Origin of the sequence: Amycolatopsis sp. 195334CR (assembly GCF_017309385.1) — a bacterium.
In the GTDB taxonomy this organism is placed as follows: domain Bacteria; phylum Actinomycetota; class Actinomycetes; order Mycobacteriales; family Pseudonocardiaceae; genus Amycolatopsis.
Genome location: NZ_JAFJMJ010000004.1, coordinates 517,325 through 541,377 on the forward strand (window position 1 = coordinate 517,325; position 24,053 = coordinate 541,377).

The 24,053-nt window shown below is 73.7% G+C and carries 11 protein-coding genes; 8 read left to right on the forward strand and 3 right to left on the reverse strand.

What is annotated here, in order from left to right:
- The first annotated feature begins 13 nt into the window (after window positions 1–13).
- A complete protein-coding gene (locus JYK18_RS46175) occupies window positions 14–2,881 on the forward strand; it encodes a BTAD domain-containing putative transcriptional regulator (protein ID WP_206810700.1) in 2,868 nt (955 codons plus the stop codon).
- Here JYK18_RS46175 and JYK18_RS46180 read toward each other — a convergent pair.
- Window positions 2,869–3,327: a cupin domain-containing protein gene (locus JYK18_RS46180; RefSeq protein ID WP_206810703.1), complete on the reverse strand. Its 459-nt coding sequence runs from the start codon at window positions 3,325–3,327 to the stop codon at window positions 2,869–2,871. The genes JYK18_RS46175 and JYK18_RS46180 overlap by 13 nt on opposite strands.
- 64 nt (window positions 3,328–3,391) lie before the next feature.
- Between JYK18_RS46180 and JYK18_RS46185 the strand changes: the two genes are divergently transcribed.
- The 4 genes from JYK18_RS46185 (at window position 3,392) to JYK18_RS46200 (ending at window position 7,508) form a co-directional block, all read left to right on the forward strand.
- Entirely contained in the window at window positions 3,392–3,949 is a 558-nt protein-coding gene (locus JYK18_RS46185; protein ID WP_307796386.1) for a helix-turn-helix domain-containing protein, read from the forward strand.
- A 383-nt stretch (window positions 3,950–4,332) separates the two neighbouring features.
- A complete protein-coding gene (locus tag JYK18_RS46190; protein WP_206810712.1) occupies window positions 4,333–5,358 on the forward strand; it encodes a ParB/RepB/Spo0J family partition protein in 1,026 nt (341 codons plus the stop codon).
- 72 nt (window positions 5,359–5,430) lie between these two features.
- Window positions 5,431–6,726, forward strand: coding sequence for an acyltransferase domain-containing protein (locus JYK18_RS46195; protein ID WP_206810714.1), 1,296 nt, complete (start codon window positions 5,431–5,433; stop codon window positions 6,724–6,726).
- 17 nt (window positions 6,727–6,743) lie between these two features.
- On the forward strand, window positions 6,744–7,508 hold the full coding sequence (locus JYK18_RS46200) for a thioesterase II family protein (protein WP_206810716.1): 765 nt from the start codon (window positions 6,744–6,746) through the stop codon (window positions 7,506–7,508).
- Here the strand turns inward: JYK18_RS46200 and JYK18_RS46205 are convergent, their stop codons facing one another.
- Window positions 7,509–9,188, reverse strand: coding sequence for a non-ribosomal peptide synthetase (locus JYK18_RS46205; protein WP_206810717.1), 1,680 nt, complete (start codon window positions 9,186–9,188; stop codon window positions 7,509–7,511).
- On the reverse strand, window positions 9,185–10,426 hold the full coding sequence (locus JYK18_RS46210) for an acetyl-CoA carboxylase biotin carboxylase subunit family protein (RefSeq protein WP_206810718.1): 1,242 nt from the start codon (window positions 10,424–10,426) through the stop codon (window positions 9,185–9,187). Before JYK18_RS46210 ends, JYK18_RS46205 begins: the two co-directional genes overlap by 4 nt.
- A 150-nt stretch (window positions 10,427–10,576) precedes the next feature.
- Between JYK18_RS46210 and JYK18_RS48375 the strand changes: the two genes are divergently transcribed.
- From JYK18_RS48375 to JYK18_RS46225, 3 genes are all read left to right on the forward strand, one after another.
- Complete coding sequence (locus tag JYK18_RS48375) at window positions 10,577–11,059, forward strand: transposase (protein ID WP_206810719.1); 483 nt, start codon at window positions 10,577–10,579, stop codon at window positions 11,057–11,059.
- Window positions 11,060–11,311: 252 nt separating this feature from the next.
- Entirely contained in the window at window positions 11,312–12,535 is a 1,224-nt protein-coding gene (locus JYK18_RS46220; RefSeq protein ID WP_206810720.1) for an aminotransferase class V-fold PLP-dependent enzyme, read from the forward strand.
- A gap of 17 nt (window positions 12,536–12,552) precedes the next feature.
- Window positions 12,553–24,051, forward strand: a complete 11,499-nt coding sequence (locus JYK18_RS46225) for a non-ribosomal peptide synthetase/type I polyketide synthase (RefSeq protein WP_206810723.1) — start codon at window positions 12,553–12,555, stop codon at window positions 24,049–24,051.
- The last annotated feature ends 2 nt before the right edge of the window (window positions 24,052–24,053 follow it).

A 24,053-nucleotide genomic window follows, 5' to 3' on the forward strand; every position in this document is an offset into this window, starting at 1 on the left:
CGGGGCTGAGCCGATGACCACCGGACTGCGCCTGAGCCTGCTCGGCCCGCCGCGCGCCTGGCGCGGATCCGGCCAGCTCGACCTCGGGCACGTGCTCCAGCAGGCGGTGCTGGCCGCACTGGTGCTGCGTCCCGACCTCACCGTCAGCCGCCGTGAGCTGCTCGACGGCGTCTGGGGCGACGAGCCGCCGGGCACCGGGGTCAAGGTGCTGCCCGGTTACGTCTTCCGGCTGCGGAAGTCGCTGCGCGGGGACGAGCCGGTGATCGACAGCGACCGCGGCGGGTACCGGTTCGTCAGCCGCGGGGCCGAGGTGGACGTCGCGCGGCTGGAGCCGATCGTCGCCGAGGCGGGGGCCGCGCGGCAGGCGGGCGACCTGACCGCCGCGGTCGGGGCCTACGCCCGCGCGCTGGACCTGTTCACCGGGGAACCGCTGGCCGGGCTGCCGGGCCCGTTCGCCGAGGGGCAGCGCCGCCGGTTGACCGAGCGCCGCACCGAACTGGCCCGCGAGAAGCTGGACGGCCAGATCCGGCTGGGCTGGTACGCCGACTCGATCGACGAGCTGGCCGTGCTGATCGCGGCGAACCCGTACAGCGAGCCGCTGGTCGCGCTCCAGCTGCGCGCGCTGTACGGCAGTGGCCGCCAGGCCGACGCGCTGGCCGCCTTAGAAGCGCTCCGCCGCAGGCTGATCGACGACCTCGGGCTCGAACCGGGCGAGCAGGTGCGCCGGGTGCAGGAGGCGGTGCTGCGCGGGGACGACGAGCTGGCGGAGATCGGCGAACGGCCCGCGCACCGGCCGGTACCGCCCCGCCGGATCCGCGACGAACTGCCCAACGACCTCGGTGAACTCACCGGCCGCGAACGGGAGCTGGCCGCGCTGACCGCCCCGGGTGACCAGGACGCGGTCGAGGTGCGGGTGGTCGACGGGGTGGCCGGGGCCGGGAAGACCGCGCTGGTGGTGCGCGCGGCGCGGTCCTTGCGCGAGCGCTGCCCGGACGGCAGCCTCTACGTCACGCTGCACGGGCACAGCGACGGCCACGAGGCGCTGGAACCGGCGCGCGTGCTCCGGCGGCTGCTGCGCGCCGTCGGTGCCGACGACACCACCCCCGACGACCTCGACGAGCTGGCCGCCTCCTGGCGGGCGGCGACCGCTTCGCTGCGCCTGCTCCTGGTGCTCGACGACGCCGCCGGTGCCGAGCAGGTGCGCCCGCTGCTGCCCGCCGGTCCGGGCAGCCGGGTGCTGGTGACCAGCCGCCGCCGGCTGGCCGGGCTGGACGTGACCGGCCGGGTGTCGCTGGGGCCGCTCGACCCGGACCAGGCCGAGGACCTGCTGCACCGGCTGGTCGGCGGCAGCAGGGCGGCCGCCGAGCGCGACGCGGTGCGGGAGCTGGCGCGGTTGTGCGGCCGGTTGCCGCTCGCGCTGCGCATCGCCGGGTCCCGGCTGCAGAACCGTCCGATGTGGACGTTCGAGTACCTGGTCTCCCGGCTGGCCGACGACGGGAACCGGCTGGGCGAGCTGACCGCCGAGGACCGCAGCGTGGAGACCGCGTTCCGGCTGTCCTACCACCAGCTGCCCGCCGGGCAGCGGCGCGCGTTCCGGGCGCTGGGCCTGGCCACCGCCGCCGAGCTGGACGAGCTGGCCCTGTCCGCGGTGCTCGGCCGCCCGCTCGCCGAGGCCGGGCGGCTGCTGGAGCACCTGGTGGACGTGAACCTGGTGCAGGAGACCGTGCCCGGCCGGTACCGGCTGCACGACCTGGTCGCGGTGTACGCGCGGCGGCTCGCCGCCGAGGACCGGGCCGAGGCGGACGCGGTGCGGGCCGGGTTGTTCCGGCTGCACCTGGCCGCCGTCCGGTGTGCCGGTCGAGGTGGCATCGCGCGCCTGCCCGCCGAGCCCGGGCCGTTCGAGCGCCGCGAGGACGCGCTCGCCTGGCTCGACACCGCCGGTGATCTGGCGGACGTGGTCGCCCACGCGGCCGGGACCGGGCACCCGGACCTGGCCTGCCGCCTCGCCGAGGGCGCGGTCGACTACCTGGTCCGGCGCGGTCGCTACCACGAGTGCCGGGCGGCGATCGAGGCCGCGCTGCCGGTCGCCGCCCGCGCCGACGACCCGCGGACGACGGCGATCCTGCGGTTCTGCCTGGGTTACGCGCACCTCGTGCGGGGCGAGGTCGACCGCGCGCGGGCCTGTTTCGCCGAGGGCCAGGGTGACCGGGGCACCGAGGCGAGGGCACGCGGCTGCCGGGCGTTGATCGACGGGCTGATCGACCGGAACCAGGACGTGGCGGGCGAGCTGGCCGAGGTGCTCGCGCTGGCCGTCGACCTGGACGACGACTGGCTGGCCGAGCGCGCCACCTCCACGCTGGGATACCTGCACCTGCGGGCCGGACGGCCCGAGGAGGCACTGGAGCACACCGAACGCGCCCGCGTGCTGGGGGAGAAGCTGGAGAACCCGCACATCGTCGGCGAGGCGTTGTGCCACATCGGCAGCATCCACCTGCACGTCGGCCGGTTCGCCGAGGCCGCGGTCGCGTTGCGGGAGAGCGTCGAGCTGGCCGAGCGGATCTCCGACTTGCTGCTGCTGCCGGGCTGCCTGACCAGGCTCGGCACGGCCGAGGAGGGGCTCGGCCACCTCGGCGTCGCGCTCGACCGGCACCACCAGGCCCTGGGCCTGCTCAGTGAGCAGTACCCGGCGCTCTTCGAACTGGAGATCCGCGTCCGGCTCGGCAACACCTACCTCGCCGCCGGGCAGCCGGCGCTGGCGCGCAGGCAGTTCGAGGTGGTGCTCGCGCGGGAACACCCGGCCAATTCACTCGACGAGCGGCAGCACGCCCTCGACGGCCTCGACCGGTGCGCGGCCGCCGAGGCCGCCGTTCACTCCTCGTAGGTGATGGCGTACCGCGCGGCGATCGGGTTGATCTTCACCGGGTCCAGCGCGCCCCCGGTGAGCACGGCGGGCCCGGCCTCGAACAGGTCCTCCAGGTAGTGCTCCCAGCCGCCCGGTGAGGAGATCTGCAGCACCCGGGGCGGCGGCTGCGAAACGGCTCGCAGCGCGTGCGGCACGCCGTGCGGCAGCAGCACGAAGCTCCCCTTCCCGGCGACGTGGGACTCGTCGTCGAAGTCGATCCCGAGTTCGCCGTCGAGCACGTAGATGCACTCGTCGGCCTCGTGGTGGGTGTGCCGGGGGATGTCGCGGGCCAGGGTGACCTCGAGCAGGGAGAAGCGGGTCTCGGTGTCCCCGGTCATCGCCTTGACCGAGAACGCGGGCGGCAGCGCGACCCGGCCCGGCCTGGCCTGACCGGGTTCGAGCAGGAGGAAGCGGTCCTTCGGCATGGGGTACCCTCTCGATGAAGTGGAAACGGACTCCGATTCCACATTAACCCCGGGAGGTCGGTCGGTGTCAACGGAACGCAGGCCCCGCGCCGATGCCGAGCGCAACCGGACGCGGGTGCTCGAAGCGGCCCGCGAGCTGTTCGCCGACCGCGGGGACGAGGTGCAGCTGCCGGAGATCGCCCGCGCCGCCGGGGTCGGGGTGGGCACGGTCTACCGGCACTTCCCGGACCGGCGGGCCCTGGTCGAGGCCGCCGCCGAGGCGCGGTTCGCCGAGATCGGGCAGTACGCGCGGTCGCGGTGCCTCGACGGGCGGTCCGGCCTGGCGCGCTACCTCCGGCACGTCGGGAAGGTGCTGTCCGAGGACCGGGGCCTGTCCGCGGCGATCGAGTCGGCCCGGAGCGCGCCGGGCAGCGAGCCACGCGGGGACGCGCGGTCCGGGCTGGAAGCGGTGGTGGCGCAGGTGATCGCGCGGGACCAGGAGGCGGGCGTGCTCCGCGAGGACTGCACGGTCGCGGACGTGTACCTGCTCGTCGGGTGCCTCTCCGCGGTGATCCGCACCGGCAGCGGTGACTGGCGCCGCTTCGTCGACCTCGCCCTGGACGGCCTCCGCCCCCGGGGGTGAACACCGTTTAGTGGGACATTTCGGCCGCGAGTGTCATCCGGTATTGCACTTGCCATTCCGGGCGAACCGCGATACGTGCGGCCTGACCAGTGAACTCCCGGCAGCTGCACAGATATTCATCGATGCCTGAATCGCCCGAACGGACGAGTCATTTATCACTGGTTGCGGTGAAGAGTTTTCCGTTGCTAGGGTTAGTTTGTTGGTTTACGCCGAAAGTGCGAGAAAAACTGGGGTCTAGTCGTATGCCGAGCTTGTCGTAGCGCCTTTTCCGGACAAGCGCACATCGTTTCCTTTGCCGACCGGAATTGTGGCGCCCGGCTCGGGTGACCATTTGTTCCCTTGTCCTTCCTGTCCTGATGTCTGAATATCCTCATGGAGTGCTGATGGTGCAGCCGGGTCGCCCGCCGGGTGGCGGGGTTCGTGGTGAGTCCGGGGCGTGCGCGGACTGGGTGCGGGCTGAGCTGGAGGGTTGCCCGGTGGAACTGGTGGAGGTCGCGGGCTTGTCGGCGTCGGGATGGGTGCGCAGCGGGGGCGAGGACGGCGCCCACGTCGGCCTGCTCGCGGACGCGGAGGCGGAATTGCCGCCGATCGTCGTGCACGGTCCGTCGATGCGGATCATCGACGGGGTGCACCGGGTCCGCGCCGCCGTGCGCCGCGGGTGTTCCCGGATCGCCGCGGTGCGGTATTCGGGCAGCGCGGAGGACGCGTTCGTGCTGTCGGTGTGGTTGAACCGCGCGCACGGGCTGCCGCTGGGCCGCGGGGACCGGCGGGCGGCGGCCGAGCGGATCCTCGCCTCGCACGGGCACTGGTCGGACCGCCGGATCGCGGCGGCGGTCGGACTGGCCGCGGGCACCGTGGCCGGCTTGCGCGCGTGTTCGACTGGGCAGAATGATCAGTTGGACAAGCGGGTGGGCCGGGACGGCCGCGGCCGCCCGGTGAACGCGGCGGTCGGCCGCCGCCTGGCCGGGAAACTGCTGGTGGAGGAGCCGGGCGCGTCGCTGCGCTCGGTGGCCCGCCGGGCCGGGGTCTCGCCCGCGACGGTGCAGGACGTGCGGCGGCGGCTGCGGGCCGGGGACGACCCGGTGCCCGCGCAGCGGCGCGGTTCCCGGCCCGCACCGGCGAGGCCGGGGCAGTCCTGGGTGGTCTCGGCCGCGGAGATGCGCCGGGCGCTGGAGCAGATGAAGCGGGATCCGGCGCTGCGGTTCAGCGAATCCGGCCGGATGCTGCTGCGCTGGCTGGACCGGCACGCCACCGGTATCGCCGAATGGGGCCAGCTGGTGCAGGCGGTGCCCAGCCACTGCCGCGCGCTGGTGGCGGAGTTCGCCAGGGTCTACGCGGCGGCCTGGGCGGATCTGGCCGGTTCGCTGGAGGACAGCGGTTCGGCCGAGCTCGAGATCGCCCAGGGCTAGGCGGCGAACCGGCCCACCTGGAGCACGAAGCCCCACCGAGCAGACCCACCGGACAGTGCCGAGGAGACCGTCATGCTGCACCCGATCCCGCTGACCGGTGCCACCGCCGCGGAACTCGAGGACCGCACCGCCGCGCTGGCCACCGAGCTGGAGACCGCCGCCGGCGGGCTGGCCGCGGTGGCCAAGGCGGTGCCGGTCGACCCCGCGCACCGCCACCGGCGCTGCGTGCTCGCCTACGACACCGCGCACGCGCTCGCCACCGTCCGCGACCGGGACACCCGGTGGCTGCTGACCCGGTCACCGGCCGACGGCGAACCGGCCACCGGCACGCCGTCGGTGGCGGTGCTGTTCGCCGGGTTCGGCAAGCTGTCGGTGGTGCGCGGGTCCGATCTGTACGACCGGCTCGGCCGGTTCCGCGCGGTGGCCGACCGGCTCAGCGACCTGCTCGTGGCCGAGTTCGGCGTGGACCCCCGGCGGGCCATGTTCGCTCCCGCCGACGACCCGCGGTCCGCGGAGTACGAGGAACTGCTGCGCCGCAACACGATCGGGCACCCGGCGCTGTTCGTGCTGGAGTACGCGCTGCTGCGGGTGTGGCAGGACTGGGGTGTCGAACCGGCGACGATGCTGTCCCACAGCCTCGGCGAGTACGTCGCCGCCACGGCCGCGGGCGTGCTCGACGCCGAGGACGCGCTGCGGCTGATCGTGCGCCGCGCGCTGATGGTCGACGAACTGCCGCAGGGCCGGATGCTCGCGGTGTCGTTGTCCAGGGAAGGGCTGGAACCCTATCTGCGCGAAGGGCTCTGGCTGGCCGCGACGAACGGGCCGGACGTGAGCATCGCGGCGGGCGGCACCGCCGACACCGAGGAACTGCGGGCCCGGCTGACCGCCGACGGCATCCGGTGCGGGCTGCTCGACACCACCCACGCCTTCCACACGCCGAAGCTGGAGCCGGTGCGCCCGCGCCTGGTCGACCTGGCCGCGTCGATGACCAGGAAGCCGCCACGCCTGCGGTACGTGTCGTGCCTGACCGGGACCCGGCTGAACCCGCGGCAGGCCACCGATCCCGAGCACTGGGGGCGGCACATGTGCTCACCGGTGCTGTTCAACGAGGGGCTGCGCGCGCTGTGGCGCCGCCCGCCGGGGGTGGTGCTGGAGATCGGGCCCGAGCAGACGGCGCTGAACATGGCCACCCGCTTCCTCGCCTCCAGCGGCGCCGAACCGGCGCCCGTGGTGGCTTCGCTGGCACCGTCCCCGTACTGGGAGTCCGACACCGACAGCCTGCTGGCGGCCGCCGCGCGCCTGTGGCTGGAGGGCGTGCCGGTGAACTGGGACGCGATCCGCTCCGACCGGGCCGCGGCGGAGAACTGAGAACAGGAGTGCACGACATGGCCGGAACGACCCGCAATCCCTGGGTGCTCACCCCGCAGCCCCGGCCCGGCGCGGCACTGCGGCTGATCTGCCTGCCGCACGCGGGCGGCGGCGCGGCGGCCTACCGGGACTGGCCGGGCTGCTTCAGCAGTGACGTCGAGGTCAACCTGGTGCAGCTGCCCGGCCGCGAGAACCGGATGTTCGACACCCCGCACTCGCGGATGGACACCCTGGTCCCGGCGCTGGCCGAGCACCTCGCCCCGCTCACCTCGGGCCGGTACGCCCTGTTCGGGCACAGCATGGGCGCGCTGGTGGCGTTCGAGCTGAGCCGGTACCTCCGCGCGGAGCGGCGGCCGGAGGTGCTGATCGTGTCCGGGCACCACGCCCCGCACCTGGAGTGCACCGGCCCGCACCGGCACGCGCTGTCGGAGGCCGAACTGGTCGAGGCGCTGCACGAGCTGGGCGGGCTGTCGGCCGAGGTGCTCGGCAACCCCGAGTACCTGAAGCTGGTGCTGCCCACCGTCCGCGCCGATCTGGCCGTGGTGGAGGAGTACACGTGGCCGGGCGGGGAACCGCTGACCCACGACCTGGTCGCGCTGGGCGGGGCCGAGGACCGGATGGTGCCGCCCGCCGACCTGCGCGCGTGGGAGCGCCACACCACCGCGCGGTTCAGCCACCGGATCTTCCCCGGCGGGCACTTCTACCTGCAGGACCAGCTCGTCGACGTGCTCGACGAGGTGCGCCGCGCGCTCGTCCCGGCGGACCAGCGCGCGGCGCGGTAGTCAGCGTTCGTCCAGCGAACGCGCCAGCTCGCCCGCGGTTTCGGCGAGCAGGAGGTCGGCGAGCGCGATCGGCAGCCCGGTCGCCCGCCGCAACTCCGCGGCGACCCGGTTCATCCGCAGCGAGTCGCCGCCGAGTTCGAAGAAGTTGTCGTCCATGCCGACCGCGTCCACGCCGAGCACCGCCTGCCAGGTCTCGGCGACCAGCTTCTCGGCCGGGGTGACCGGGGCGGGACCCGCCTCGGTCACCGGCTCGCCGGGTACCGGCAGCGCCGCGGTGTCCACCTTCCCGTTGGGGGACAACGGCAGTGCCGGGAGCTGGAGCAGCGACGACGGCACGAGGTAGGCGGGCACCCGCTCGGCCAGCCACGCCCGGAGCGCGGTCAGGTCGAGCCCATCGGTTTCGGGCACCACGTACGCGAGCAGCCGGGCACCGCCCGCCTGGTCCGGCACCCCCAGCGCGGCGGCGGCACGGACGTCGGGGTGCTCGCCGAGGCAGGCTTCCAGTTCACCGGGTTCGACCCGGAAACCGCGGATCTTCACCTGCCGGTCGGCCCGGCCGAGGAACTCCAGCGTGCCGTCGGAGAGCCGTCGCACCAGGTCGCCGGTGCGGTAGCGCCGCGTGCCGCCCGGCCCGGCGACGAACCGGGTGGCCGTCGCGCCGGGCCGGTCGTGGTAACCCCGGGCCAGGTTCACCCCGCTCACGTAGAGTTGCCCGATTTCCCCGTCCGGCACCGGCACGAGCTTGTCGTCCAGCACCTGCGCGGTGACCCCGGCCAGCGGGTGCCCGATCGGCATCGTGCTCCGGCCGTCCGCGGCCAGTTCGCCGAGGCCGGGCTGGAGGGTGGTGAAGGTGGTGCACTCGGTCGGGCCGTAGCCGTTCACCAGCCGCGTTCCCGGTGCCAGGGCGGCGGCTTGGCGCACGACGTCGGCACGCACGGTGTCGCCGCCGGCGAACAGCAGGCGCAGCCCGCCCGGCAGCCGTTTCTCCGCGGTGACGAGTTCGTGGAACAGTCCCGCGGTGAGCCACGCGACGCTGACCCGCGCCCACTCCAGGAATTCGAGCAGGTCACCGGTGCCCAGCGCACCGGGCGGTGCGATGGCGAGGGTGGCGCCGCGGGTGAGCGCGCCCCAGATCTCGAAGGTGGAGGCGTCGAAGGCCAGCGGCGCGTACTGCAGGACACGGTCGCCCGGCTCGATGCCGAGCCCCGGCTCGGACACCAGGTTCACCACGGCCTCGTGGGTGGCCACCACGCCCTTGGGCACGCCGGTGGAACCGGAGGTGTAGACGAGGTAGGCGGAGTTGCCCGGCAGCGGCGGCTCCGGAACCACACCGTCCACAGTGTCCAGTTCGGCGGTGCCGGTGAGCACGAGCCGCGCACCCGAGTCGGCGATCACCCGGTCCCGGTGCGCGGGCGGGTGTCCCGGATCCAGCGGGACGTAGAAACCTCCGCACTTCAGCACGGCGAGCATCAGCACCACGGCCTCGGCGCCGCGCGGGACCTGGAGCGCGACCGGGGTTTCGCGGCGCACCCCCAGCGCGGCCAGCGCACCGGCCAGCTCGTCCGAGCGGGCCTTCAGCGCGGCGTAGCTGAGCGTGCCGCCGGGATGGTGCAGGGCGATCGCGTCGGGGGAGACCGCCGCCTGGCGGTCGACGAGTTCGGGCACGGTGTCGCTGGTCATCGGGCCACCTCCGGTTCGGCCGCCGCGCGAAGGGTTTCGCCGACGAGCTGGCTGAGGAATCGCAACTGGGTGTGGTCGGCCACGGCGCCGTACACCGTGCCGATCCGGCTGCTCGCGCCGGTCGCGACGGCGGGCAGCACACGGGGCAGGTCGGCGAGGTCGACCTTGCTCACCCCGGGCAGGGCGCGGACGGCACCCGCCCCGCTGACCTGCCGCACCACCCGCGCGCCGTCGGGCGGCAGCACGAAGTACTGGAAGGACACCCGGTCCCAGCGGGGGCGGTCCGGGACCGCGCCGGTGCCGAGCGCGGCCAGCAGCGCGAGCCGGATCAGGTCCGGGCCACCGGCGCGGCGGACCAGATCGGCCACGTGCCCGCCGAGTCGCCCGTTGACCTCGATCAACCGCGGTCCGGCCGCGGTGAGCTTGAGCTCGGTGTGGGTGAGGCCGTGCCGGAGCCCGAGGGCGGCGAGCGCGCGCCGGGTCAGGTCCTCGGTCTCGGCCCGCAGCTCGCCGGGCAGGTCGGCCGGGACGAACATGCCGGTCTCCCGGAACCCGGTGGTGAGCGGGAACTTCCCGGTGACCGCGAGCGGCACGGTGGTGCCGCCGGAGGTCAGCGACTCCACGCTGACGTAGTCGCCCCACGCGCCGAGCGGCTCGCCGACCAGGTATTCCTCCAGCACCAACCGGGTCTCCGGACCGGCGAGCAGGCGGTCGGCCAGTTCCCTGCCTTCCTCGGCGGAGCGGACCAGGTAGGTGTTCCGGCTGGAGCCGCCGACCGCGGGCTTGAGCACCGCGGGCAGGCCGACCGCGGTCAGCGCGGCCTCGAACTCGTCCGGGGTGTCGACACGCGCGATGCGGGTGGTGTCCACCCCGGCCGCCGCGAACGCGGCCCGCTGGGCGGCCTTGTCGGTCAGCCGTTCCGCGGTTTCCGTGTCCTGGTAGGGAAGTCCCAGCAGCTCGGCCAGTTCGGCGGTGCGCCGGAGCTGGTACTCGGCGAAGGTGACGATCCCGGCCACGCCCCGCCGCCGCAGTGCCGCGGCGGTGCGCCGGGTGTCCCAGCCGGTGGTGTCGAGGGTTTCGCCGAGGTCGGCGAGCAGGCCGGCCACCTCGGCCGGGTGCTCGTCGGCCCGGTCGTAGACGAAGAGCGGGGTGCACAGCCCCCGCGCGGCCCGCAGCACGTCGGCGGGCCCGGCCGAGCCGAGGTCGTAGACGACCGCGACCTCCGGCGATGTGGACATGGATCACTCCCGGGACGGTTTTCGGCGGGGATTCGCGCGGCCGACTCTATCGGCGTTCCCCGGTTCTTGTCATCGACGCCGAACCGCGGGAAATGGCTGGACAACGAACACGATTGCCCGATCGGGGGGTGCGGTGCGATGGTCCGTTCCATGGCCGATGCGTTGATCCGGAGATTGGTTCCCGACGAGTTGTGGGAATTGGTGGAACCGTTGTTGCCGAAAGCCCCGAAACGCCCGCAGGGCGGCGGCCGGGCCCGGGCCGAGTCGCGCCGGGTGTTCGCCGCGGTGGCGCTCGTGCTCAGCGGGCAGACCTCGTGGCGGTCGGTGCCGCCCGCGTTCGGGGTGGCCGTGCCGACCGCCCACCGCTGGTTCGCGCGGTGGACCGTGGCCGGGGTGTGGGACCGGCTCGCGCTCGCCGCCGAAAGCCGGGAAATCGAACCTGAACTGGCGGAATGGCTGCACGTGCTGGTCGAGTCCGCAGTGCGCAGGGCGGGTGCGACCGATCAGCGGAGCCTGTCCGCGATGGCCGCGGGCGCGCCGGCCGAGGTGCCGGTGCGGCGGCAGGCCGCGGTGTCCCGCGGCGATGTCCAAATGAGACGGCGCGAACCGGGGCCGGTCCGCGTCGCGGTCTGAACCGACCTGAGGAAATGTGTTTGTCCCTGCTGTCTTCGTTCGCCGCGAGTGGTGTTCAAGGTGGCTTGCGCCCGCGCTTTCCGGTGGTAGTGTCGAAGCCGTCCGGTGGTCGTCGGCAGTTGATTACCGAATTTGTTTCCCGACCGGCGCGGCCGCATCTGTTCCTTTGTCGGAGCGCAATTCATGGTTCGGTTTGTTTCCCATGCTTGCGGCACTAATACCTCGGAGGTTGCTGGCGTGTGCGGCGGTCGGATGGAGCTTGCCGATCCGGAACTGGGCGGCGTGCCGCGCTTCGACATCGCGCGGGCGCGGGCGGAGACCACCGGCTGTGCCGGGGTGATCCATCTGAACAACGCGGGTTCGGCGCTGATGCCGGCACCGGTGCTGGACCGGGTGGTCGGGCACCTCGAACTGGAGGCGCGGATCGGCGGGTACGAGGCCGCCGAACTGGCCGAGGCGGCGGTGCTCGGCGTCTACGAGTCGGCGGGTGCCCTGCTCGGCTGCCTGCCGTCGGAGATCGCGCTCACCGAGAACGCCTCGCGGGCCTGGCAGGCCGCGGTGCGGGCGGTGCCGCTGGCGGCGGGGGACCGGATCGTGGTCGGCGCGGCCGAGTACGTGAGCAACCACCTGGTGCTCCAGGCGGTCCGGCAGGCCACCGGGGCCAGGGTCACCGTGGTGCCGGACGACGAGCACGGCCGGTTCGACCTCGAGTTCTTCCGCGAAGTGCTCGACGAGCGCACGAAACTGGTGGCGCTGACCCACGTGCCGGTCTACGGCGGGCCGGTGAACCCGGTGCGCGAGGTCGGGCGGCTGCTCCGCGACGCACCGGCGTTCTACCTGGTCGACGCCTGCCAGACGGCCGGGCAGCTGCGGCTGGACGTGGCCGACATCGGCTGCGACCTGCTGACCACGGCCGGCCGCAAGTACCTGCGCGGCCCGCGCGGGACCGGGCTGCTCTACGTGAACTCGGCGCGGATGTCCGAGCTGCGGGGTACCTGCCTGGACACTCGCGGCCTGCGCTGGTCCGGCAACGGTGAGGTCAGCGCCCGCCAGGACGCGCGGTTGTTCGAGACCTGGGAAGCCAGTTTCGCCATCCGGCTGGGGCTCGGCGCCGCCATCGACTACGCGCTGGACTGGGGCATCGACGCGATCTGGGAACGGATCCTGCTGCTGTCGGCGCGGCTGACCGAACGGCTGGGGTACGTGCCGGGCGTGCTCCTGCCCGACGACGCGCTGGTGGCGCCGAGCGGGCTGGTCCGGTTCCGGCTGCCGGGCGCCGATCCGCACCGCATCCGCGGGGAACTCCACCGCGGCGGGGTGAACGTCTCGGTCTCCGAGCGCGAGCTGGCGCCGCTGGATCCCGCGCAGCGCCACGAAACCGCGCAGCTGCGTGCCTCGGTCCACTACTACAACACCGAAGACGAGATCGACCGCTTCGGTGACGCACTCGAACTGCTGCTCAAAAAGGACGCCTGAGAACAGGGGAAGACTCGATGGAGCAAGGAACCGGGCTGGAGATCGCCGTGGTCGGCCTCGGCGGCAGGTTTCCCCAGGCGCCGGACGTCGCACGGTTCTGGTCCCTGCTGTGCGCCGGCGCCGAAGGCATCCGCGAACTCACCGCCGACGAACTGTGTGAGTCCGGTGTGGACAGTGCGGAGGCCGGTGCGGCCGGGTACGTGCGCGCGGCGGCGGTGGTCGACGGCGAGGACCGGTTCGACGCCGGCTACTTCGGCTGCACCCCGCGCGAGGCCGCGCTGCTCGACCCGCAGCAGCGCCTGTTCCTGGAGTGCGCGGCCGAAGCGCTGCAGTCGGCCGGGCACGACCCGGACCAGGAACCGGGTGCCATCGGCGTGTTCGCCTCGGTCAGCGTCAACGAGTACGGGCTGCGCAACGTCTACCCGCACCGCGGCCTCGACGACGTGGTCGGCTACCTGCAGAAGCTGCTGGCCAACGACAAGGACTTCATCGCCAGCCGGACCGCGTACAAGCTCGGCCTGCGCGGGCCCGCGGTGACCGTGCAGACCGCGTGCTCCAGTTCGCTGGTCGCCATCCACCTGGCCTGCCAGTCGCTGCTGGCCGGGGAGAGCGATCTGGTGCTGGCCGGGGGCAGCACGGTCCGGGTGCCGCAGCGGATCGGGTACCACGGCGGGGAGAACGGCATCGCCTCACCGGACGGGCACTGCCGCCCGTTCGACAAGCTCGCGGCGGGCACCATACCCGGCAACGGCGCCGGGGTGGTGGTGCTGCGCCGGCTGCAGGACGCGCTCGACGACGGCGACCCGATCCGCGCGGTGATCCGCGGTTCGGCGATCAACAACGACGGCGCGGCGAAGATCGGGTACACCGCGCCGAGCGTGACCGGGCAGGCCGAGGTGATCCGCGCCGCGCTGGCCGCCGCGGAGGTGCACCCGGACACCGTCGGCATGGTGGAGGCACACGGCACGGCCACGCCGCTGGGTGACCCGATCGAGGTCGCCGCACTGACCCAGGCCTACCGGTCGGCGGGCGCCACCGGCGGCGGGTACTGCGCACTGGGCTCGCTCAAGGGCAACATCGGGCACCTCGACTCGGCGGCGGGCGTGGCCGGGGTGATCAAGGCGGTGCTGGCGGTCGAGGCCGGGCTGATCCCGCCGAGCCCGCACTTCACCGAGCCGAACCCCGAGATCGACTTCGACGGCAGCCCGTTCTACGTCAGCACCGGCCTGCACGAGTTCCCCGGCGACGGCCCGCGCCGGGCCGCGGTCAGCTCGTTCGGCATCGGCGGCACGAACGCGCACCTGCTGCTGGAGCAGCCGCCCGCGAAGGTGTCGCACAAGCGGGGGCGCGCGGCCGAGACGATCGTGGTCTCGGCGCGGTCGGCCGCCGCGCTGGCCCGGTCGAGCGAGCGGCTCGCCGAACACCTGGCCGCGCACGACGGGCTGAACCTGGCCGACGTCGCGCACACGCTGCAGACCGGCCGGACGGCGATGACGCACCGGCGGGCCTTCAGCGCCCACGACGTCGAGGAGGCCGTGCGCGCGCTGCGGGATCCCGAGGCGGGCACCACGGCCGAAGCGGGGGAGGGGACGGCCTCGGTGGCCATGCTGTTCCCCGGCCAGGGCAGCCAGTACGCGGGCATGGGCAGCGGGCTGCACGCCGAGGAACCCGCGTTCCGGGAAGCACTGGACGACTGCGCGAGCCTGCTGGACTTCGATCTGCGCGCACTGCTGTTCACCACCGGCGACGAAGCGTCGGAACGCCTGGGGCGCACTGAATTCACCCAGCCCGCGTTGTTCGCCGTGCAGTACGCGATCGCGCGGTTGTGGGAGTCGCGCGGGGTGCGGCCCGCCGCGATGCTCGGGCACAGCATCGGCGAGTTCGTCGCCGCGCACCTGGCCGGGGTGTTCAGCCTCGAGGACGCGCTGCGGCTGGTGGTCCGGCGTGGTGAGCTGGTGCAGCGGATGCCGGGCGGGGCCATGCTGGCGACCCGGCTGCCCGCCGCCGAACTGGCCGCCCTGCTCGACGGCGAGCTGGCGCTCGCGGCGGACAACGGCCCGGCCGATTCGGTCGCCTCCGGTCCGGTGGCGGCGGTCGAAGCCCTGCGGGACCGGCTGACCGGACGCGGGGTGCGCACCCGGTTCCTGCGCACCGCGCACGCCTTCCATTCGCCGCTGGTGGAGCCGGTGCTCGACGAGTTCCGCGCCGCGTTCGACGGCGTCGAGCTGCACCCGCCGCACATTCCGTACCTCACCAACGTGACCGGCACCTGGGTGCGGCCGGAGGAGGCGACCGATCCGGCGCACTGGTGCCGCCACCTGCGGGGCACGGTGCGCTTCGCCGAGGGCGTCCGCGCGCTGCGCGAGGAGGTCGGCGGTGTCCTGCTCGAAGCCGGCCCGAGGCGGACGCTCAGCTCACTGGCCGCCGCGCGGACCGGCGCGGCGAGCGCCGGGCCGACCAATGTCGTGGTGCCCACGTTGCCCGCCGCCGATCCGGCGACCGAGGGCGCGCAACTGGCCGCCGCCACGGGCGCGGTCTGGGCCGGGGGAGTGCCGGTCGACTGGGCCGGGCCGCGCGGGGCGGAACGCCGCTCCCGCGTCGAGCTGCCCACCTACCCGTTCGAGCGGCGGCGGTACTGGATCGACCCACCGGAAACCACCGCGCGCCCGGACGGCCCCCAGGTCCGGACCTGGGAATCGGGTACCGCGCCCGCCGAGGGCGGCCCGTTCCTGCTCCTGGCCGACGACCCGCTCCCCGAACTCGAAAACGCCGCCGTGGCGACGAACCCGGACGACCTCGAGGCGGCCGCACGTGAACACGGCCCCCTGCGCCTGGTGACCTCACGAGCCCCGGAACCCTACGAGAACCTGATCGCGGACGGCCTGCTCACCGGCATCACCGTGCTCACCCACGCCGGCCTCGCGGTGGAAAGCGCCGACCGCGCGAAAGAAACCGTGGTCGCCCTCGCCGCCGCGGGCACCCATCGCGTGGTGGACGTGGACCGGCTGCCGTCCGGTGGCCGTCGCCGGGCGGCGGTGCTGCGCTCCCTGATCGCCGACGCCTCGGCCGCCGAGGGGCCGGCAGTCGTGGCGTACCGAGGAGAACAGCGTTACCTGCCGGGCCTGCGCCCGGTGGAAAGCACCGGATCCGGCTGGCTGCGCGCGGGGACCACCTTCGCCGTGGCGGGCACCCGCGGACCGCTCGCCGACGCCCTCACCGGCGTCACCGTCCGTCCCGCCGCCGAACTGGACACCGCCGACGGGGTGCTGTTCGAAGGCGCCCCGGCCGAGGACGTCGACCGGCTCGCGCGCGAACTCCTCGACACCGCCACCCGGCTCGACGCGGAGTCCGTGGTGCTGGTCCTGCCGGGCACCACCGGTCAGGAGCGGGTTTTCGCCCGGCGCCTGGGCATGGTCGCCCAGGACGCGGAGGTGAACTGGGTCGTGCTGGAGTGGGACGGCGAACGGCGCCCGGCCGAATGGGCCGCCGCGCTGGCCACCAACCGCGCGACGACGCTGAGCGCGTCTGCTCCCGCCGTGGCCTGGCTCGACACGGGTGACGTGGCGGAAACCCCGGTGGAGGCACCGAAGCGGACCGTCACCGAGGAGCAGGTCGCCGGGCTGATGGCGAACCTGCTCGGCGTCCCGGACGTGGGCCTGCGCAGGGACTTCTTCGCACTCGGCGGGCATTCGCTGCTGGCCACCCAGCTGGCCGCCCAGCTCACCGACCGCTTCGGCGTCGAGCTTTCGGTGCGGGACCTGCTCACCGAGCCGACCGTGGCGGGGATCGCCGCCGTGCTCGACGGTCTGCGCGCGGCCCCGGCCGGGCACGCGCTCCCGGAGCTGCGCCCGGCCCCCGCCGACGGCCCGGCTCCCGCGTCCTCGACGCAGGAAAGCCTGTGGTTCCTCCAGGAACTCGATCCGGGCAGCGCGTTCTACGTGATGGCCAACGACGTCTGGCTGACCGGGGAACTCGACACCGGCGCCCTGCGCGCGGCACTGGACGAGCTGGTCCGGCGGCACGAGACGCTGCGCACCGCGATGCCGCTGGCCGACGGCCGCCCGGTGCAGGTGGTCGGCCCGCCGCGCGCGCAGCCGCTGCCGGAGCTGGACCTGTCCGCGCTCGGCGACCCCGAGGCGGAGGTCGCCCGGATCGCCGCCGAGTTCTGCCGGGAGCCGTTCGACCTGCGTGCCGGTGACCTGCTGCGGACGCGGCTCCTGCGCCTGGCGCCGACGCGGCACGTGCTGCTGGTCTCGACCCACCACATCGTCTCCGACTACTGGTCCAGCGGCCTGCTGTTCCACGAGATCTTCCGGTTGTACGAGTCCTTCGCGGCCGGTCGCTCACCGGACCTGCCCGAACTGGCCGTGCAGTACCGCGACTACGCGCACTGGCAGGCCGCCGCGCACGAGGGCCACCACCTCGACGACCAGATCGCGTACTGGAAGCAGCGGCTGGCCGGGGCCGCGCCCCTGCTCGAACTGCCCGCCGACCGCCCGCGTCCCGCGGTGCAGAGCCGCCGCGGTGGCTGGCAGGAGTTCTCGCTGAGCCCGGCCGCCACCGAGCGGCTCAAGGAACTGGGCCGGGAGTCCGGCGCGGCACCGTTCATGGTGCTGCTGACCGCGCTGAAGGCCGTGCTGCACCGCTACACCGGCCGCGAGGACCTGCTCGTCGGCACCTTCAACGCCAACCGGACCAAGGCCGAACTGGAGCCGGTGATCGGCCTGTTCGCCAACACGCTGGTGCTGCGCACCGAGGTCGGCGGTGAGCTGAGCTTCCGCGAGCTGCTGGCCAGGGTCCGCGACACCTGCCTCGGCGCCTACCAGCACCAGGACGTCCCCTTCGAACGGCTCGTTGACGAGATCGCGCCCGGCCGCGACCTGAGCAGCAACCCGTTGTTCCAGGTGATGCTGGTGCTCGAATCCGCGCCCGTGGGCGAGATCGGCGCGAGCGGGCTGGAGGTCGACGTCCGCGCGCTGGACAACAACACGGCGAAGTTCGACCTGCTGTTCATCGTTTTCCCCGGCGAAGAGCGCGGCGCGTTCCACGGACTCGTCGAGTACAACGCCGATCTGTTCGACCCGGAGACCGTCGAGCGGATGGCCGGGCACTTCACCACCCTACTCACCGCCGCCGTCGAAGCACCGGACACCCCGGTCGGCCGCCTGCCGCTGATCGAGGGCGTCGAGCAGGCCCTGCTCACCGCGTGGGCCGGAAATCCCGATCCCGAACCCGCCGAGGAAACCCTCGTCGACCTCTTCGAGCGCGAAGCCGCGGCACACCCCACGCGGGCCGCCGTGCGCACCGCGGACACCACGCTTTCCTATGGCGCGCTGGACGAAGCGGCCAACCGGCTCGCCCGGCGGCTGACCGAACTCGGTGCCGGGCCGGAAGCACCGGTCGCGGTCTGCCTGCCGCGCGACGAGCACCTGGTCGTCACGCTGCTCGCGGTGCTCAAGGCCGGCTCCGCGTACGTGCCGCTCGACCCGGCCTACCCGGCCGAACGGCTGACCTTCATGCTCGCCGACTCCGGTGCCTCCGTCGTGGTCACCACCGAGGTGCTCGCGGATTCGCCCGCCTACGTGCTCCGGCTCGACGACCCCGCCGAGGTGGCCCGGATCGCCGGGCACGCGACGACCCCGCCACCACGGGCACTGACCCACCGGTCGGCGGCCTACCTGCTCTACACCTCCGGCTCGACCGGACGGCCGAAGGGCGCGATCACCGAACACGGCGGCCTGCGGGTGCTGCTGGACTGGGGCCGCGGCCTGTACTCCGACGAACTCCTCGCGGGCATGCTCGCCTCCTCGTCGGTCTGCTTCGACTCCTCGGTGTGGGAGCTGTTCCTCCCGCTGTGCCACGGCGGTTGCGTGGTGCTGGTGGAGAACGTGCTCGCGTTGCCACGGCTTCCCGAGCCGGTGGCCGCCGGGGTCCGGATCGTCAACACCGTGCCCTCGGCCGCCGCCGAACTGGCCAGGACCGGCGGGATCCCCGGTGGCGTCGAGGTGGTCAGCATGGCCGGGGAGGCGCTGCCGAACGCGGTGGTCACCGACCTGCACCGGCTGCCGGGCGTGCGCCGGGTGCTCAACCTGTACGGGCTCACCGAGGCCAGCGTCTACTCGACCTTCGCCGGCCTGCCGGGCGGACCGGTGGACGGCAACGCCACCATCGGCGGTCCCGTGCCGGGGGTCCGCGTCTTCGTGCTCGACGGCAGCCTGGAACCGGTGCCGCTCGGGGTGCCGGGGGAGCTGTACGTGGCCGGACCGGGTGTCGCCCGGGGGTACCACGACCGGCCGGGGCTGACCGCCGAGCGGTTCCTGCCGGATCCCTCGGGCACCCCGGGCTCCCGCATGTTCCGCACCCGCGACCTCGCGCGCTGGCGGCCGGACGGCACGCTGGAGTTCCTCGGCCGCGCCGACCACCAGGTCAAGGTCCGCGGTTTCCGGATCGAGCTGGGCGAGGTCGAAGCCGCCCTGCGCGGCCGGGCCGGGGTGCTCGAAGCGGCGGTCACCACGACCACCGAACGCGGCGACACGCAGCTCGCCGGGTTCTACGTGCCGGACGGCGAGGACCCCGGTGAGGACGCGATCCGGGCCGCACTGCGCGAGATCCTGCCCGAGTACATGGTGCCCGCGCACCTGCGGTGCCTGCCCGCGCTGCCGCGCACACCGAACGGCAAGTTCGACCGCGGCGCGCTGCCCGAGGTGTCCGCGCCCACCCGCGGCGGTGGCCGCGGTGCCGCGCGGACCGCGGCCGAAGAGGTGGTCAGCGGGATCTGGGCGAAGGTGCTCGGGGCCGGTGAAGTCGGTCCGGAGGACAACTTCTTCGCACTCGGTGGCGACTCGCTGCGCAGCCTGCGGGTGCTGGGCCTGTTGCGGGAGCGGGGATTCGCCCTCGAACTGCAGGACCTGTTCCGCTGCCAGACCGTGGCCGAGCTGGCCGCCGCGCTCGAACACGGCGGCCGGGTGCCGGAGCCGACCGCGCCGTTCGACCTGGTGTCCGAAAAGGACGGTGAACTGCTGCCGCCGGGGCTGGCCGACGCCTACCCGATGGCCGCGGCGCAGGCGGGCACGCTCTACCACAGCACGATCGACCCGAACACGCCGATCTACCACGATCTGATCGGCTACCACGTCCGCGCGCCCTACGACGAGCAGGCGCTGGGCGCGTCGCTGGCCGCGGTGGTCCGGCGGCACCCGGCACTGCGCACCTCGTTCGACCTGGTCACCTACAGCGAGCCGATGCAGCTGGTCTGGGCCGAAGCGGAACTGCCGCTGGAATTCGGCGACCTGCGCGAGTTCACCGACGTCGAGCAGGAAGAGCGGATCGCGGCGTGGCTGGAGGAGGAGAAGACCCGCGGCTTCACCTGGACCCGCGCGCCACTGGCCCGGATCAGGGTGTTCCGCCGGGCGGCGGACCGCTTCACCATCGTGATCAGCTTCCACCACTCGATCCTCGACGGCTGGAGCATCTCCACCCTGTTCGGCCACTGGCTCGGCGACTACCGGCGCCGCCTGCGGGGTGAGCCCGGTGGTCTGGACGAGCGGGACACCGGTGCCTACCGCGAGTTCGTCGCACTGGAACGCCGTGCCGCCCGCGACCCGGAGCAGCGGGACTACTGGTACCGCAAGACCAGCGCGCTGCCGTCGCTGCGCCTGCCGGATACCGCGGGCACGCCCGCCGGACCGCGGGGCGCGGCCCGCCAGTACCTGCTCGACGGCGGTGTCGCCGACCGGTTGCGCGAGGCCATGCGGGCCGAGGGCCTCACGGTCAAGTACGCCTGCCTCGCCGCGCACCTGTGGGTGCTCGGCCAGGTGACCGGGCACGCCGAGGTCTACACCGCGCTCGCTGCGAACGGGCGGCCACCGCAGTCCGGTGTCGCCGAGGAGTGCGGGCTGTTCGTCAACGGCGCGCTGGTGCGCACCACCCTCGCCGAGGGCAGCTGGACCGATCTCGCGCGCACGGTGTTCGACGCCGAATGCGAGCTGATGCCCTACCGGCACTTCCCCTACGCCGAGGTGCACCAGCTCGCCGGGTCGGGGCTGGCGGTGGAGACCGGCGTCAACTTCGTCCGCTACCTGGCCTACGAATCGCTGGCGGACAACGAAGACGTGCACGTGCTCGACTCGACCCTGTTCGAGGAGACCGAGTTCCCGTTCGCGGTCTACTTCGTCGCGGACCCGCAGAACGCCGAGATCCTCATCCGGGTCCAGTACGACGGGCACCGCTTCGGCGCCGACTGGATCGACGAGGTGGCCGGGCGGTACCTGACCGCGCTGGAGCGGTTCGCCGCCGATCCGGCGGCCCCGTACGGCAGGCCGGCCGGGCTCACCGACCGGGTGGCCGAGCGGTTCGGGTTGCCGCCGGGCGGCATCGAGCGGATCTCGGCGTTCACCCCGGTGCAGCGCGACCTGTACCTCGAACACGCCGCCCGGCCCGACGTCGGCGCGTTCATCCCGGCCTTCTCGCTGGACCTCGGGCTTGACGGGGACGCGGACCGGTGGCGCGCCGCTGTCCAGTCGGTCACCGCGGCCGAGGAGCTGATGCGCTCCGCCCCGGTGCTGCTCGACGGCGAACCGGCGCTGGCCGTGCTGTCCCCGTCCGAAGTGGACTGCCCGTTGCTCGACGTGCGCGAGGCGGCCGAGCAGCCGTACGGCCTGCTCGACGCGATTCCCGAGCACGCGCAACGGCCCTACGCCCCGGAGGGCGAGCCGCTGATCCGGCACCTGCTGGTCCGCGACGAGCACGGGCACCTGCAGGCGGTCGTCGGCGCGCACCACGCGGTGATCGACGGGCCGTCGGTGCCGCTGATGTTCCGGCGGCTGGTGGACGCCTACCACGGCCGGGACGCGGGCCGGGACGGCGCCGAGTCCTTCCTCGACCGCGTGCCCGAGATCGCCGCGCGCTTCGACCGCCCGGAAACGCTGGACTACTGGCGCGGCCTGGCTGCGACCTCGGCGGCGCTGGAGATCCCGCCGGTGCCCGAGGGCGACGGCCGCGCCGTGCTGCGGCCGGTGGCTTCGCTCGAAGGCGACGACCTGGCCGCCGTCCGCGCCTGGTGCGAGGCCAACGGGCAGCGGTTGCCGGGCTTCCTGCTGGCGTTGTTCGCCGCCTTCGCCGGACGGCATGCGGCGGGGCAGGACGACTACTTCGTCTACACGCTGGCCGGTGGCCGTCCGCCGGAGCAGGCCGATTCGCTCGGCTGCTACCTGCACGTCCTGCCGGTGCACGTACCGCGGCCGGGGCCGGCGGAATCGGCGGCCGACTACGCCGCGCGCTTCCGCCGGCGACGTCGGGAAGCACGCGGGCACGAGGCGGTCTCCGCCTTCCAGCAGCGCCGGATCCTGCCCGAGGACAACCTCCGGTTCGTCTTCAACTTCCTGCCGGCCAACCTGGTCGCGAAGGTGGGTGGCGACGTCGCGTACGCCACCTACGAGGACGTGCCGTTCGACGAGGCGCACCTGACCCTGCGCGAGTACGACGACCACATCGAACTGCTCTTCCAGTGCGCGCCGGACCTGTTGTGGGGTGAGCACTTCGCCGCCGCCTTCGCCCGGTTCGCGGTCGCCGCGGTGTCCGGCGGCCCGTTGGCCGCGGTGCCGTCGGTGCACGGCGAGGCCGAAGCCTGGCTGCGGCAGGTCAGCGCCGGACCCACTCGAGACCCCGGCTGGGAGACCGTGCTGGAGTGGGTCGAGCACACCGCGGCCGCCCAGCCGGACACCGTCGTGCTGTCCGAAGGGGACCGACAGCTCACCCATCGCGAACTCGGCGAGCAGGCGAACCGGCTGGCCCGCGGCCTGGTCGCGCTCGGTGCCGGGCCCGGCGAGGTGGTCGCCGTGGCGGTGCCGCGCTCGGCCGAGCTGGTGGTCTCGCTGCTGGCCGTGGTCAAGACCGGCGCCGCGTTCCTGCCGGTCGACCCGGAACTGCCCGCCGAGCGGGTGGCGATGATGATCGGCGACGCCGGGGCGAAGCTGGGCCTCACCGTCACCGGCACCCTGCCGGTCCTGCCCGAGCTGAAGTGGCTGGTGCTCGATGATCCCGGGGCGTCGGCCCGCCTGGCCGAACTGCCCGCGCACGACCTGAAGCCGGAGATCTCCGACGGGACACCGATGTACGTGCTGTTCACCTCCGGGTCCACGGGACGGCCGAAGGGCGTGGTCGTCGAACACCGCGGTGTGGTGAACCGGCTGCACTGGATGCAGGAGGAGTTCGAGCTGACCGGCGCCGACGTGGTGGCGCAGAAGACCCCCGCCGGGTTCGACGTCTCGGTCTGGGAGTTCTTCTGGCCGCTGGTCGCCGGGGCACGGCTGGAGGTGCTGCCGCCCGGCGCCCACCGCGATCCCGGCCAGCTGGTGAAGGTCATCCGCGCGGCGGGGGTCTCGGTACTGCACTTCGTGCCGTCGATGCTGAGCGTGTTCGCCGAGGATCCCGAAGCGCCGGAGTGCACCAGCGTGCGCGACATCGTGTGCAGTGGTGAGGTCCTGCCGGGTGCGCTGCGGGACCGGGTGGCCGGCGTGCTGCCGGGTGCCCGCCTGCACAACCTGTACGGGCCGACCGAAGCCTCGATCGACGTGACGCGCTGGGCGTGTGCCGAGGATTCCGGTCCGTCGGTGCCGATCGGCCGGGCCGTGCCGAACACCTCGTTGCACGTGGTCGACGCGGGCGGGCGGCTCGTGCCGCCCGGGGTGGCCGGTGAGCTGTGCATCGGCGGGGTGCAGGTGGCGCGCGGGTACGCCGGGCGCCCCGGGCTGACCGCCGAACGGTTCGTGCCGGATCCCCACGGCGTTCCCGGCGCCCGGGTGTACCGCACCGGGGACCGCTGCCGGTGGCGCGCGGACGGCGCGCTGGACTACCTCGGCCGCGACGACGGCCAGCTCAAGATCCGGGGCCAGCGCGTGGAACTGGGCGAGATCCAGACCGTGCTGGCGCGGCACGAGGACGTCCGGGAGGCGGTGGTCAGGGCCCGCGACGGCGGTCGCGGCGAAGGCGACGTGCTGCTCGACGCCTACCTGGTGCCCGCCGGTGCCGGACTGTCCACAGAGGACGTCCGGGCGCGCGCCAGGGTGGTGCTGCCCGGCTACATGCTCCCGGCCACCTGGACCGTGCTGGACGAGCTCCCGGTCACCGCCAACGGCAAGCTCGACCACCGCGCGCTGCCCGCCCCGGACGACGTCACCGGGAACTCGGCGGCGGTGGTGCCCGCCACCGAGCTGGAGGCGGCGATCGCGGCGGTGTGGGCGGAGACGCTGGACCGCCCGGTGCCCGGGGTGACGGACAACTTCTTCGACCTCGGCGGGCATTCGCTGTTGCTGCTGCGGGTGCACGCCCGGCTGCAGCGGGCGCTGGACCGTCCACTGCGGATCGTGGACCTGTTCAGCCACCCGACGGTGCGGGCGCTGGCCGCGCACCTCGGCGGCGCGGACGGGGGCGAGCCCGCCGCGCGGCCGCGGGCGGGCAGGCGGCGGGCCGCCGCGGAACTGCGGCAGAAGCGCCTCGGGGCCAGGGGCGCGCGGTGAAC

Coding starts and splice junctions, on each gene's coding strand:
- JYK18_RS46220 (WP_206810720.1), top strand. CDS start 11,312: ATGGAGCTTGCCGATCCGGAACTGGGCGGCGTGCCGCGCTTCGACATC.
- JYK18_RS46205 (WP_206810717.1), bottom strand. CDS start 9,188: ATGACCAGCGACACCGTGCCCGAACTCGTCGACCGCCAGGCGGCGGTC.
- JYK18_RS46200 (WP_206810716.1), top strand. CDS start 6,744: ATGGCCGGAACGACCCGCAATCCCTGGGTGCTCACCCCGCAGCCCCGG.
- JYK18_RS46225 (WP_206810723.1), top strand. CDS start 12,553: ATGGAGCAAGGAACCGGGCTGGAGATCGCCGTGGTCGGCCTCGGCGGC.
- JYK18_RS46195 (WP_206810714.1), top strand. CDS start 5,431: ATGCTGCACCCGATCCCGCTGACCGGTGCCACCGCCGCGGAACTCGAG.
- JYK18_RS46175 (WP_206810700.1), top strand. CDS start 14: ATGACCACCGGACTGCGCCTGAGCCTGCTCGGCCCGCCGCGCGCCTGG.
- JYK18_RS46180 (WP_206810703.1), bottom strand. CDS start 3,327: ATGCCGAAGGACCGCTTCCTCCTGCTCGAACCCGGTCAGGCCAGGCCG.
- JYK18_RS46190 (WP_206810712.1), top strand. CDS start 4,333: ATGGTGCAGCCGGGTCGCCCGCCGGGTGGCGGGGTTCGTGGTGAGTCC.
- JYK18_RS46210 (WP_206810718.1), bottom strand. CDS start 10,426: ATGTCCACATCGCCGGAGGTCGCGGTCGTCTACGACCTCGGCTCGGCC.
- JYK18_RS48375 (WP_206810719.1), top strand. CDS start 10,577: ATGGCCGATGCGTTGATCCGGAGATTGGTTCCCGACGAGTTGTGGGAA.